The organism is Pseudomonas sp. RIT-PI-r (genome assembly GCF_001297015.1).
Lineage (GTDB): Bacteria > Pseudomonadota > Gammaproteobacteria > Pseudomonadales > Pseudomonadaceae > Aquipseudomonas.
In genome coordinates, this window is sequence record NZ_LIGE01000024.1 from 105,111 (window position 1) to 116,864 (window position 11,754).

Annotated in this window: 12 protein-coding genes; 5 read left to right on the forward strand and 7 right to left on the reverse strand. The window is 60.6% G+C overall.

The annotated features are described in order from the left end of the window. Positions 1-29: 29 nt before the first annotated feature. The gene (locus AK821_RS12020) at positions 30-1,181 is read right to left on the reverse strand and encodes an MFS transporter (protein ID WP_064389838.1); all 1,152 of its coding nucleotides are present in this window, start codon (positions 1,179-1,181) and stop codon (positions 30-32) included. A 237-nt stretch (positions 1,182-1,418) separates the two neighbouring features. On the opposite strand from AK821_RS12020, the gene AK821_RS12025 reads away from it, so the two are divergent. Further along, positions 1,419-2,399, forward strand: coding sequence for a hypothetical protein (locus AK821_RS12025; RefSeq protein WP_064389839.1), 981 nt, complete (start codon positions 1,419-1,421; stop codon positions 2,397-2,399). Between the two features lie 262 nt (positions 2,400-2,661). Here the strand turns inward: AK821_RS12025 and AK821_RS12030 are convergent, their stop codons facing one another. The 6 genes from AK821_RS12030 to AK821_RS12055 form a co-directional block, all read right to left on the reverse strand. After that, a complete protein-coding gene (locus AK821_RS12030; protein WP_064389840.1) occupies positions 2,662-3,144 on the reverse strand; it encodes a carboxymuconolactone decarboxylase family protein in 483 nt (160 codons plus the stop codon). 116 nt (positions 3,145-3,260) lie between these two features. Beyond that, on the reverse strand, positions 3,261-4,496 hold the full coding sequence (gene codA, locus AK821_RS12035) for a cytosine deaminase (RefSeq protein WP_064389841.1): 1,236 nt from the start codon (positions 4,494-4,496) through the stop codon (positions 3,261-3,263). A 15-nt stretch (positions 4,497-4,511) separates the two neighbouring features. Beyond that, positions 4,512-5,783 carry a cytosine permease gene (gene codB, locus AK821_RS12040; protein WP_064389842.1) on the reverse strand — a complete coding sequence of 424 codons (1,272 nt, stop codon included), beginning with the start codon at positions 5,781-5,783 and terminating at the stop codon, positions 4,512-4,514. Positions 5,784-6,089: 306 nt separating this feature from the next. Next, complete coding sequence (locus AK821_RS12045) at positions 6,090-6,902, reverse strand: alpha/beta fold hydrolase (RefSeq protein ID WP_064389843.1); 813 nt, start codon at positions 6,900-6,902, stop codon at positions 6,090-6,092. A gap of 201 nt (positions 6,903-7,103) precedes the next feature. After that, on the reverse strand, positions 7,104-7,460 hold the full coding sequence (queD, locus tag AK821_RS12050) for a 6-carboxytetrahydropterin synthase QueD (protein WP_003223505.1): 357 nt from the start codon (positions 7,458-7,460) through the stop codon (positions 7,104-7,106). 85 nt (positions 7,461-7,545) lie between these two features. After that, entirely contained in the window at positions 7,546-8,625 is a 1,080-nt protein-coding gene (locus tag AK821_RS12055; protein WP_064389845.1) for a patatin-like phospholipase family protein, read from the reverse strand. A gap of 248 nt (positions 8,626-8,873) precedes the next feature. Here AK821_RS12055 and AK821_RS12060 point away from each other — a divergent pair, with 248 nt between their 5' ends. Genes AK821_RS12060 through AK821_RS12075 form a run of 4 tightly spaced genes read left to right on the forward strand, consistent with a single transcriptional unit; the run spans position 8,874 to position 11,475 of the window. Further along, positions 8,874-9,182 (forward strand): PepSY domain-containing protein, encoded by a 309-nt coding sequence (locus AK821_RS12060; RefSeq protein WP_064389846.1) that lies wholly within the window; start codon positions 8,874-8,876, stop codon positions 9,180-9,182. Beyond that, on the forward strand, positions 9,182-9,493 hold the full coding sequence (locus tag AK821_RS12065) for a PepSY domain-containing protein (protein WP_064389847.1): 312 nt from the start codon (positions 9,182-9,184) through the stop codon (positions 9,491-9,493). Before AK821_RS12060 ends, AK821_RS12065 begins: the two co-directional genes overlap by 1 nt. 3 nt (positions 9,494-9,496) lie before the next feature. Next, positions 9,497-10,165 carry a response regulator transcription factor gene (locus tag AK821_RS12070; protein WP_064389848.1) on the forward strand — a complete coding sequence of 223 codons (669 nt, stop codon included), beginning with the start codon at positions 9,497-9,499 and terminating at the stop codon, positions 10,163-10,165. Next, on the forward strand, positions 10,162-11,475 hold the full coding sequence (locus AK821_RS12075) for a sensor histidine kinase (RefSeq protein ID WP_064389849.1): 1,314 nt from the start codon (positions 10,162-10,164) through the stop codon (positions 11,473-11,475). The genes AK821_RS12070 and AK821_RS12075 overlap by 4 nt, the downstream gene beginning before the upstream one ends. Positions 11,476-11,754 lie beyond the last annotated feature (279 nt).

Consider the following 11,754-nt stretch of genomic DNA (forward strand, 5'->3'; position numbering starts at 1 on the left):
CTGTGGGAGCGAGCCTGCTCGCGAAGCTTTTAGACTTTAAGGACTTTACCGCCGATGGCTACTGCAACTAGCAGCACCGCCATCAAACCAAAGGCAAAACTCAAACTGCTGGCATGGGCGACAAAGCCGATCACCGCCGGCCCCGCCAGAATCCCCGCATAGCCCAGCGTAGTAATGGCCGGCACCGCGATGCTCTCTGGCATTACCGTCTGCTTGCCCACCGCCGTGTACAGCACCGGCACGATGTTCGAGCAGCCAGCGCCGACCAGCGCGTAACCGACCAACGCCGCTTCCCAGCTCGGTGCAAACGTCGCCAGAAACAAACCGGCCGCCGCCAACAGACCACCAAACAAGATGATCCGCGTTGCCCCGACAATCCGCACAATCCGGTCACCCATCAAACGTCCGGCCGTCATGGTCAATGCAAACGCCGCATAACCCAATCCCGCGTACGCCGTGTCGATCCCGCGTTCCTGCGCCAGAAACACCGCGCTCCAGTCCAGCGCCGCGCCTTCGGTCAGAAAGACGATAAAGCACATCCCGCCGATAAACAGCACGATGCCGTGGGGAATGGCGAATGCCGGTCCGGAGCTTTCACTGCCGTAAGGCAGCATGTGCGGCACGCACTTGAACAGCGCGGCGATCAGCACCACGACCACCACCAGCATCGCCGCAAGCGGCGTCAAACCCAGGCCGAGCAGGGCGCTGACGCCCGCCGCGCCGACGATCCCGCCGAGGCTGAACAAGCCGTGAAAGCCCGACATCATGTTCTTGCCGCTGGCGCGCTCGACGATCACCGCTTGCAGGTTCACCGTCGAGTCCACCGTGCCCAGGCCTGCGCCGAACATGAACAGCGTGGCGATCAATGCCGGTATCGACGACACCGTGGCCAGTAACGGCAGCGCTGCGCAGATGAGCAGGGTGCCGCCAGTTGCAACGCGTCGACAGCCGAAGCGCGTAGCCAGAATCCCCGCCAAGGGCATGGCCAGAATCGAACCGACACCGAGGCATAACAGCAACAAGCCCAACGTGCCCTCATCAAGCCCGGCGCGGGCCTTGGCATACGGCACCAGCGGCGCCCACGCGGCAATGCCGAGCCCGGCGATGAAAAAGGCGATGCGCGTGGACATCTGTTGCAGGCGTCCGGGGACGAAGGTGGCTTGGGCGTTGAGGCTGGTCATATCGATCCTTGGCAAAAAACTTCGCGTCCCCGAAGGACAGTGATTCGGCGACGAGGTTCGATCGCTCGTCATTCGAGGAAGCACAGACAACATCGTACCCTGTAGGAGTGAGCCTGCTCGCGATAGCGTAGTGTCAGTCGATATTTTTTGTCTGACACACCGCTATCGCGAGCAGGCTCACTCCTACATTAGATGGCGGTTTACAGTGAGTTTCTTCTGCAACAGGGATAAAGGGTGATGACACAGTTCTACGATGCACGGGGCAATATCTACGGCGTGGTTTCGGCCGCAGCACTGCGTCAGGCGGGCATTGATCTGCCTGCAAAAGTTGCCGAATGTGCGTCTTCCGGTCGGTCCTGGAGCGCAGCGGCCATCAAGCTCTGCTGCGACTGGCCCGAGGGCCAGCGCCCAGCCAACAGCAAATCCCACCGCAGCGACGGCCTGCTGATCGGCCCGTTCCAGACCTCACCGCCGTTCGATGTACTGATCGTCAACACCGACGGCACCCTTGCCGAGCGCAGTGGCAACGGTCTGACGATTTTCTCTCAGGCACTGAGCGAACAAGGATTGCTGCCGGAGGCGGGCGCGTTGTTGCGCGTTCATCACGACAAAGGTGAGGCGGTGGCAACCTCGGTGAAACCTGCCGAAGTTGAAGGTGTGCAAGGTTTCTGGCTCGATCTCGGGCAAGCGGATTTCGGGCCGCGTGCGGTGGGTGCGCAGAACGTTGAAAGTGTCGATTTCAGTGGACGAGAAGTCAGCAGGGTTCAGCCGTTGGCGGCACTTGATCCCGGCTGGGAACACAGCCAGTTTGTGCGCATCGGCAATCCGCATTGCGTGACACTGCTTGGTGACGGTGCGGCGTTGCCGAGCAATGATCAGATGCGTGAATCACCGCTGAACGAAGGTCTGACGCAAATCGCCTACGCCATGCCGACCGGCGCTGGCGAACCATGTCCGGCGGGCGTCAATCTGCAATGGGCTGTTCGTGAGTCTGCGCAGCGAATCATCGCGCGCGTCTTCGAACGTGGCGAGGGGCCGACCGCATCATCAGGCCCCAGCGCCAGTGCGGGAGCGTCTGCGGCATGGCGGCTGGGTTGGGTCGAAGCAGGAGAAGTGCAGGTGGTCATGCCCGGTGGCACGGCACCGATTCTGCTGGAAGAAATTGATGGCGAGCGGGTGCGTGTCAGGTTGTTTGGTACGGCGCGGTTGATCGGCTGAATTCGAAACCGCCATCGCTGGCAAGCCAGGCTCCCACAGGGTTTTGTGCTGAACACAAAAACTCGGTATGCCAATAATCCACTGTAGGAGTGAGCCTGCTCGCGAAAGCGGGCTACCCTTCAAATCATATGCTGCCTGACTCACCGCAATCGCGAGCAGGCTCACTCCTGCAAGGGTTCATAGGTGGACACGAATCATGTGTTCACCCCAAAACCCTGTGGAAGCCTGGCTTGCCAGCGATGGGGCCCGCAAATTCACCTCGTCAGTGAGCCTTGAACAACGTCACCGACCCCACCTGATCACCCTGCACCGTCAACCGCAGCAAAGCTCGTGGCGTCGGTGCAGGCGGTGATGCCAGCCCGGCCTCGTCGAACAGCCGATTGAGTTGTTCCGCCGCACTCACCGCCCGAGGAAACCCCGCGAATGCCGAGGCTTGCAACAGCACTTCGGTCATTTCACCGGGCGCCAACCCCGAAGCCAGTCCTGTCTTGAGGTGCACACTCAATGGCGGGCCGACCATGCCTGACGCAACGATTGCGGCAAACGAAACCGCTTCCCTCAAGCGCGGGTCGAGGCCCGGACGGGCGTGCAAATGCCCGTAGACCACGCCAACCGCCAATTCACCCAGCGCGGGCACGGTGTGAAACAGTGCATCGAGGCGAGCGCCGCCATCGGGTACAAGTTCGGTAAAGGTCTGTCGGCCTTCGTGGTACAGCGAGGCCATGGGCGAGGGTTGGTTGTTCATGGGGTAATCCTCAAGAAAATGAGGATGGCGGCTGATCAACTACGCACGAACTTCAGCATGAAGGAGCATCCATCGCAGGGGGGTGCCGGCGTCATTGCGACGCCGGTTTCTTCACCTTAGACGAACTCCACCACCGGCATCTGCCGTTTCATCAGCACTTTGCCTGCGCGAATCGAATACAGCGGCAAGCCCTGACTACGGATCACCTCGTAATCGCTGTCCGCCGACAGAATCAGCAAGTTCGCCGGGCGCCCCTGTTCCAGCCCGTAACGTTCGCCCAGATGCATGGCTTTGGCGCTGTTGTCGGTGACCAGATCCAGCGCACTTTGCAGATTGCGATAGCCGAGCATGTGACAGATGTGCAGCCCGGCCTCGAGCACGCGCAGGATGTTGCCGTTGCCCAGCGGATACCACGGATCGACGATGGAATCCTGGCCGAAACACACGTTCATCCCGGCTTCGAGCAACTCGTTCACACGGGTGACGCCACGGCGTTTCGGGAAGTTGTCGAAGCGCCCTTGCAGGTGAATGCTTTCGGTCGGGCAGGAGACAAAACTGATCCCGGAATGCCCGAGCAAGCGGAACAGTTTGGCGCAATAGGCGTTGTCGTAAGAACCCATCGCCGTGGTGTGGCTGGCGGTGACCAGCGCGCCCATGTCGCGGCTGCGCGCTTCTTCGGCGAGCACTTCGAGAAAGCGTGAATGCGGATCGTCGGTCTCGTCGCAATGCACGTCGACCAGGCAACCGGTGCGCTCGGCCAGATCCATCAAAAACTTCACCGAACTGACGCCCTGATCGCGGGTGTACTCAAAATGCGGAATGCCGCCAACCACGTCCGCGCCCATACGAATCGATTCTTCCATCAGCTCGCGGCCATTGCGGAACGACTCGATGCCTTCCTGCGGGAACGCGACGATTTGCAGGTCGATCAGGTGACGGCTTTCCTCGCGTACTTCGAGCATGGCTTTCAGTGCGGTGAGTTGCGGATCAGTGACGTCGACGTGGGTGCGCACGTGCTGAATGCCGTGCGCTGCCAAGGTCTGAATGGTTTTCTTGGCGCGGGTCTTGGTGTCTTCTTCGGTGATGGTGACCTTGCGCTCGCCCCAGCATTCGATGCCTTCGAACAGCGTGCCGCTCATGTTCCAGCGCGGCTCGCCAGCGGTGAGGGTGGCGTCGAGGTGAATGTGCGGCTCGACGAAGGGCGGCACCACCAGATTGCCGCCGGCGTCGAGGTCTTCCGGGCCCAGCGTCGGCGCTTCGGTCTGCCGGGCGATGCTGCGGATCAGGCCGTCTTCAAGGTGCAATTGGTGCAAACCTTCCTGGTTGCGCAGTCGGGCGTTGATGATATGCATCAGGCGAATCCTTTTTTATAAGTCTTGTAGTGGCGCGGCCGCGCTACGAGCGCCGAGCACGCCGGTGACGATGACATACGTTAGCGCGGCAGCAGCGATCCCTACCAGCGGCGCGACCCACGGCGAGTTGAATGCGGCAACGGTACCGACCCCGTAGGCCCCGAGCCCCGGCCAGTTGAACGCCGGCAACCGTGCGTCGGCCAAGCGCGGATAGCGCCCGCGCCAGCGGTAGAAAAAGTCCGCCATGATCACCCCGCCAATCGGCGGAATCACCGTGCCGAGCAGAATCAGATACGGCACCAGCATGTCGTACATGCCCAGCAAGGCGAGCAGGGTGCCGATCACTGCGCCGGCGAGGGTCACGGTCTTGCGCCGGCCAGTGCGCAGCAGGTTGCAACCGGCGACGGCGAAGTTGTAGATGGTGTTGTCCTGGGTGCTCCAGATGTTCAGCAGCAACATGGCCATCGCGGCCATGGCGAAACCTTGCAACAGCAGCACTTCAACCACGTCCGGTTGTTGATAGACGATGGCGCCGTAGGCGCCGATCAGCACCATCAGGCCATTGCCGATGAAAAAACCGATCAGGCTGGCCAGCACCGCGACTTTTGCCGAGCGCGAAAAACGTGTCCAGTTGGTTGCTTGCGTGGCGCCGCTGACGAAGGTGCCGAACACCAGGGTGATCGCGGTTGACCAGTCCAGCGAACCGCTTGGCACGACGCTGAGCAAACCCTCGAAACCACCGACTTTCACCGTCGCCACCCACATCGACAGCATCAGCAGCAACATCATCGCCGGCACCGCGATGTACGAAAGAATCTCCAGCCCGCGATAACCGACGTACGCGGTGGCACAGAACACCAGACCGAACAGCACCATCAAGCCGAGTACCGTGCCTTCGTTAAGATCGAAATATTTGCCAAGCACCACTGCGGCGGTCGCGGTGCCCCAGGCGTACCAACCGATCTGGGTGAATCCGAGAATCAGGTCGCTGAGTTTGCTGCCGACTTCGCCGAAGCAGAAGCGCCCCATCAGTACCGAGTTGAGGCCGCTCTTGAAGGCGATGTAGCCGAGGCCTGCCGCGTAAAGACCCAGCAGCAGGTTGCCGACGATGATCACCGCCATCATCTCGGCGAAACCAAACGCCACGCCGAGCTTGCCGCCGGCAAACATGGTCGCGGTGAAAAACGTGAAGCCCAGTAACACCATCGCCGTGGAGGCCAGGCCTTTGCGCGCATGCATGGGGACTTCGCTGAGGGGGTAATCGTTGCCGGGAGCGTGCTGCGTCATGGGGCGGTCCTTGCTGGAATAGAGGAGACGCGGGGGAGGGTTGCAGTGGTCGTGCCAAATGCCGGATGGCGCGGGTTATGTATAGACGAGACACGCCAGTCGGCGCGAAAACAGTGCACCTGAACACACTAAAGCCCAATGTAGGAGCTGCCGAAGGCTGCGATCTTTTAGATCGTTCCCACGCTCTGCGTGGGAATGCAGCCCGGGACGCTCCGCGTCCCACTCCAAAGCCGAACGCGGAGCGTCCGTTGAGGCATTCCCACGCAGAGCGTGGGAACGATCGGTGTCAGGGGCATTTGGGGCCTGTCAGAGGAAGCGCATCAGGGCGGCAACGATGGCTTCGGGGGCATCTTCCTGAACGAGATGGCCGGCGTTGGCGATGGCGTGGAATTGCGAGCCGGGGATCATTTGGTGCAATGCGCGGCCACGCTCGATGGGAATCCACTGGTCTTCTTCGCCCCAGAGAATCTGCACCGGGCAGCGAATCGTCGGGTACAAACTTTCGGCCTCACGGGTATAGCGCTCGTCCATTTGCGCAATCTGCCGATAGAACGCCGCTTGCCCCGGATCACCGAGCCACGGCCGCACGTAGGGCGCGAGTTCGTCATCAGGAATATCCCGGTGGATCGCCCCGCGAATATAAGTCGGCACGATGGCGCGCTGGATGTAATCGGGCAGGCCGCTGAACGCCGCTTCATGCTGACGCACATGCTGCACGAACGGTGAACCCCACGGCGACAATGCCACCGGATCGATCAGCGTCAGGCTGCGGTAATCCTTGTTGTTGAGCAGATGCGCACGCAGCACGGTGGCACCGCCGAAGTCGTGGGCGACGACGTCGGGGTTTTGAATATTCCAGTGGTCGAGCAACTGCGCCAACAGTTGGTTTTGCACGCCGAGGGAGACATCGGCGTCGGGTTGCTCGGAGCGTCCATAGCCCAGCAGGTCGAAGTAATGCACGCGATGCGTGGCGAAAAAGTGCGGCGCGATCCGATGCCACACGTATGACGAAAACGGCGTGCCATGCACGAACACCAGCGGCGGGCCGTCGCCGCGTATGGCGTAGCGTATCTGTTGGCCGTTGAAGTCAAAGACCTGATCCAGCAGCCAGTCTGTCATGGGCCTGTCCTCTTGGCGGGTGGGAGCCAAAAAGCATAGGCGTAAAAAAACAGCCGTGAAGGCTGTTCTCTATTTCCCAGACAAAACACCAATCCCCCTGTAGGAGCTTCCGAAGGCTGCGATCTTTTGATTTTGCTTTTAAGAAACAGGATCAAAAGATCGCAGCCTTCGGCAGCTCCTACGAGGGAGATCTACGTCAGGTTATTCACCGCGATAGATGCAACCGCTGGTGCACGTTTCGTGAATACGGATCGCGCTTAGTTCCGGCAGTAATGGCTTCATTTCATTCCAGATGAATTTGGCCAGCACTTCACTGGTCGGGTTTTCCAGACCAGGAATGTCGTTCAGGTAGTTGTGATCCAGACGCTCGTACAGCGGCTTGAAGATCGCCTTGATTTCCGAGAAGTCACGGATCCAGCCAGTGTGCGGATCGAGGTCGCCGCTGAGGTGAATCGCCACTTTGAACGAGTGACCGTGCAGACGTCCGCACTTGTGGCCGTCCGGGACGTGCGGCAGGCGGTGGGCGGATTCGAAGGTAAACTCTTTGAAGATTTCCACGGTAATTTCGGCTCTGTTCAGATGGCGTTCGCCGCAGCGATTCGGGCAGGCGGCGAGTTTACCAGCTTGTCTTTGGCCGTGCTGACTAAAGGGTCAGCAAGCGCTCGGCGAGGCGACCATTGGCAGTCAGTTCGAGGAACTCATCGCCCAGGCGCCGGCTCTCGTCCATCGCCGCGTGCCAGTATTTCTGCCGGCTCGGCGCATCCCCCATAAAGCGTTTGAAGTCGTTGCGGTCAGGCAGTTTGCCGTAGGGCAGGCGCGCCAGATATTCCTTTGATGGCGCGAGCAACAGCACGTCCTGCAGGCGCTCCACCGAGGCCTTGCGCCACGGCAGGGTCTTGTCGAACCAGCCGGGAATCACCCGGTCGGTGAAGTGCGGATAGAGCACGATGCCGTCGCCGCTGTAGGGCAAGTCGAGGTGGTAGTCGAGCAAGCCACCGTCGCGGAAGGTTCCCACACCGGCGCCCGGCAGATCACGCACGCCTTCCATGACCATCGGAATCGAACCCGAGGCCAGCAGGGCCTGGCGCAAGTTACCGGCATTGAGCGTGACGAAACGCGACGGGAAATCGTTGAGTGCGTTGACCGGCGGCGCCAAGCGCGGGTCGTGGATGATCAGCCGTTCGAAGTGCCGCGACAGCCGTGCGCGACCGCGCAGGTTGTCGGCAATCACCGAGCCTAGCGCCAACCCGAGGCGACCGCGATGGTCATCGGCCAAGCGACCCTGACTTTTCACCACCATGATGTTCAGACGGTAATCGGCGTTGCTGAGGATGCTCTCGTCGCGGCCATCGAGCAGGTCATTGAGCATGCGCTGTGAGCTCTGGCTGATCTCGGCCATGGTCACGCCTTTATTGAAATTCTGCTCGGCGTACAGCTGGCCGAGACGGCGGATACCCTCTGCGGCATTCGGCAGGCAGGCACTCGCAAAACGCCAGGAGCCGACCGAGGCACCGATCAGCGAACGCTCGCGCGGCGCGCCCGGCAGCCATTCACCGAACAATGCCAGATCCAGTCCCTGAATGCCCAAAGCCTTCGGCCCACCAGCGGCGCCGGGCAGGGTGCCGACATCGGCAGCGTTCAGGCCCTGCGCCCGAATCCGCGCCATGGCACGCGGGCCGGCCTTGAGGGTGAGGGCGGGGAATTTGATGTGGATGGCGGTCATACCGGTCTCAATCGTTAGCAAGCGAACAATTATAAGCACATGTTACAAAACCTTGTAGGAGTGAGCCTGCTCGCGATAGCGGTTTATCAGTCAAATAAGTGCTAACTGACACACCGCTATCGCGAGCAGGCTCACTCCTACATGGGGATATATGTTGAGCTGGAGCAATGATGGCAATTCAGTTTCAGTTAAGTTCAAATCGCTAAGGTGCCCACCGTAAAGCTGCACATAAAAAATACGGAGACACCATGAAAACCCTGACTGCCCTGTCCATTGCCGCGATCATCGGCTTCACTGCCAGCACCGTTCACGCCCGCGATCTCGGCCCTGATGAGGCCCTGCGTCTGCGCGACGCTGGTACTATCGTCTCCTTCGAGAAGCTCAATGCCACCGCGCTGAGCAAACATCCGGGCTCGACGATCACCGATACCGAGCTGGAAGAACAGTACGGCAAGTACATCTACCAGATCGAGGTACGTGACCCGCAGGGGCTGGAATGGGATCTGGAATTAGACGCGGTGACCGGGCAGGTTCTCAAGGATCATCAGGATACGTAATGAAGGTTAATGTTCGCGCCACCCGCCGCACGGCGTGGGTGCTGGTGTTGTTTTGCTCGACGGCGATGGCCCGCGACCTCGGTCCGGACGAAGCCCTCAATCTGCGCAAGCAGGGCGTGATCCTGCCGCTGGAGCAGGTGCTGCAGCAGGCGATGGATCGCTATCCCGGCGCGAAGCTGCTGGAAGTCGAGCTGGAAGAAAAACACGATATCTATATTTATGAAGTTGAATTGCTGACTGCCGAAGGCGTGGCCCGCGAGCTGCACCTGAAGGCCGCTACCGGCGAACTTGTGAAAGACAAGGAAGATTGATCGATGCGTTTGCTATTGGTGGAAGACCACGTACCGCTGGCTGACGAACTGCTCGCCGGCCTGCAACGCCAAGGCTATGCGGTGGATTGGCTGGCGGACGGTCGTGATGCGTTGTATCAGGGCAGCAGCGAGCCGTATGACCTGATCATTCTCGACCTCGGCCTGCCCGGCGTGCCGGGGCTTGAAGTGCTGGCCCAATGGCGTGCCAACGGTTTGGCGATCCCGGTGCTGATCCTCACCGCACGCGACTCCTGGGCCGAGCGCATCGAAGGGCTGAAGGCCGGTGCCGATGATTACCTGACCAAACCGTTCCATCCTGAAGAGTTGTACTTGCGCATTCAGTCGCTGTTGCGCCGTTCCAAGGGCCAGGCCAATCAACCGACGCTGAAGTCTGCCGGGTTGCATCTGGACGAGGGCCGCCAGTGCGTCATTCGCGATGGTGCCGACATCCAGCTGACCGCTGCCGAATTCCGCCTGCTGCGCTATTTCATGCTGCACCCTGAGCAGATCCTTTCCAAAAGCCATCTCGCCGAACACCTCTATGACGGTGAAACCGAACGTGACTCCAACGTTCTCGAAGTGCATGTCAATCACCTGCGCCGCAAGCTCGGCAAAAGCGTGATCGAAACCCGTCGCGGCCAGGGTTACCTGTTCGGCGGGCAAGCTTCGTGAGGTCAATCCAGCGCCGCTTGAGCCTGGGCTTGATCAGCGTGATGGTGATCGTCGGCGTGGTGCTGGCGCAAACCAGTCTGTGGCTGTTCGAGGTCGGTTTGCAGCGCTACCTCGAAGCCGGTCTGCGCAACGACAGCGAAAGTCTGCTGGTGGCACTGGTGCGTGGCCCGAACGGTTTGCAACTGGATGAACGACATTTGTCACCGGCTTATCAGCGACCGTTTTCCGGGCATTACTTCCGCATCGATTTTGCCGACAGTCATTGGCGTTCGCGCTCGTTGTGGGATCAGGACCTGCCGCTGCTGGATCATCCCGGGCTGCACAGCAATCTGCAGTTGGGGCCGGACGGACAGCAGTTGCTGGTGCTGCGTTCGGACTATCGGCGACTGGGTCAGTCGATCTCGATCAGCGTCGCGCAGGATTACACGCCGGTCAACGAGAGCTTCCAGCGTATGCGTCAGATCGGCCTAGGGCTCGGTCTGGCGGCATTGTTGTTGATTCTGTTCTTGCAGCGATTGACCGTGCGGCGCGCCTTGCGCCCACTGGAGAAGGCTCGCGAACAGATCGCGCAATTACAGCAGGGTCAGCGTTCACAGCTGGACGATCAGGTGCCGGTGGAACTGGAGCCGTTGGTGGCGCAGATCAACCATTTGCTCGCGCACACCGAAGACAGCCTCAAGCGTTCACGCAATGCCTTGGGCAATCTTGGGCATGCGCTGAAAACGCCGTTGGCGGTGCTGTTGAGCCTGGCCTCCAGCGAAAAACTCGATGCCCATCCTGAACTGCGCAAGCTGCTCAAGGAACAACTGGAACAGGTGCAGCAGCGGCTCAATCGCGAGCTCAATCGGGCACGATTGTCCGGTGATGCGCTGCCCGGTGCGTTGTTTGATTGTGATGCGGAGTTGCCGGGATTGCTGGCCACGCTGAACATGATTCATGGCGAGCATCTGGCGTTGAGTTATGTCGCGCCGGCAGGGCAGCAGCTGCCGTGGGATCGTGAGGATTTGCTCGAGTTGCTCGGCAATCTGTTGGACAACGCTTGCAAGTGGGCGGATGCCGAAGTGCGCCTGAGCGTGATCGAGCGTACGGACGGCTTTGCCTTGAGCGTGGAAGATGACGGCCCGGGGATTCCTGAAGAACAGCGCACTGAGGTGTTCAGCCGGGGCACGCGGCTGGATGAGCAAACCCACGGGCATGGCCTGGGGCTGGGGATTGTCCGCGATATTGTCGAGACCTGGGGCGGGTTGCTGGTGTTGGGAGAGAGTGAGTGGGGCGGCTTGAAGGTGGTGATCGAGTTGCCTCGGCGGTGAACCTTTAGAGGCCCCTCACCCTAACCCTCCCGAAACGTCGGACCGCCCAGAGGGAGAGGGGACTGACCGAGTTGTTTGGGAGAGGTACACCGACGTGAGATACCGAGTCGAACTCAGGTTTTGAAAGCCTTCCGATAACCGGAGATGCCGGGTGAGCTCAGGTCTTGAAAGCCTCCCCGTGACCGGAGATACCGAGTCGAACTCAGGTTTTGAATGACATGGAGATCGGCTCCCTTTCCCCCTCGCCCCCCTTGGGGGGAGAGGGCTGGGGTCAGGGGG

What these genes read in the sequence shown, in the direction of transcription:
- AK821_RS12060 (WP_064389846.1), top strand. Translation starts at nt 8,874, where the DNA reads ATGAAAACCCTGACTGCCCTGTCCATTGCCGCGATCATCGGCTTCACT.
- codB (WP_064389842.1), bottom strand. Translation starts at nt 5,783, where the DNA reads ATGACGCAGCACGCTCCCGGCAACGATTACCCCCTCAGCGAAGTCCCC.
- AK821_RS12030 (WP_064389840.1), bottom strand. Translation starts at nt 3,144, where the DNA reads ATGAACAACCAACCCTCGCCCATGGCCTCGCTGTACCACGAAGGCCGA.
- AK821_RS12070 (WP_064389848.1), top strand. Translation starts at nt 9,497, where the DNA reads ATGCGTTTGCTATTGGTGGAAGACCACGTACCGCTGGCTGACGAACTG.
- AK821_RS12025 (WP_064389839.1), top strand. Translation starts at nt 1,419, where the DNA reads ATGACACAGTTCTACGATGCACGGGGCAATATCTACGGCGTGGTTTCG.
- AK821_RS12020 (WP_064389838.1), bottom strand. Translation starts at nt 1,181, where the DNA reads ATGACCAGCCTCAACGCCCAAGCCACCTTCGTCCCCGGACGCCTGCAA.
- codA (WP_064389841.1), bottom strand. Translation starts at nt 4,496, where the DNA reads ATGCATATCATCAACGCCCGACTGCGCAACCAGGAAGGTTTGCACCAA.
- AK821_RS12055 (WP_064389845.1), bottom strand. Translation starts at nt 8,625, where the DNA reads ATGACCGCCATCCACATCAAATTCCCCGCCCTCACCCTCAAGGCCGGC.
- AK821_RS12045 (WP_064389843.1), bottom strand. Translation starts at nt 6,902, where the DNA reads ATGACAGACTGGCTGCTGGATCAGGTCTTTGACTTCAACGGCCAACAG.
- AK821_RS12065 (WP_064389847.1), top strand. Translation starts at nt 9,182, where the DNA reads ATGAAGGTTAATGTTCGCGCCACCCGCCGCACGGCGTGGGTGCTGGTG.